Genomic DNA, 307 nt, shown 5'->3' on the forward strand with positions numbered 1-307 from the left:
GAAGAAATAACCGTGATCTCTGATTGCTGCAAGTAATCTGTGGTCGAGAACAACAAAAATATGATTGGTTTTATTTTGTGAGGTTCCTTTTCTCTTGTTTTTCATCGGATCGTGAACAAATCTTATATCTTGGATAAACCGAACCACTTTTCTATCAATACATTTTCCATGCTCATCTTTTTCTTCGACAAGAAGAAATGCGCTCAATAACTGATTTAGCCGTCTTTCGATGATCCTGTAATTCGATGGGTGGGGCTCTAAATTTAAGTTATTCGCCAGCTCGTAAAGGCTTGAAGATAGCACCACT

1 protein-coding gene is annotated in these 307 nt (G+C 37.8%); it reads right to left on the bottom strand.

Annotated features, from left to right (window positions below):
- Nucleotides 1-207: hypothetical protein (locus RMT89_RS42085; protein ID WP_315889034.1), on the bottom strand; the 207-nt coding region annotated here is incomplete at its 3' end.
- Between the last annotated feature and the right edge of the window lie 100 nt (nt 208-307).

The sequence above is a fragment of the Streptomyces sp. P17 genome (genome assembly GCF_032436805.1).
GTDB lineage: Bacteria > Actinomycetota > Actinomycetes > Streptomycetales > Streptomycetaceae > Streptomyces.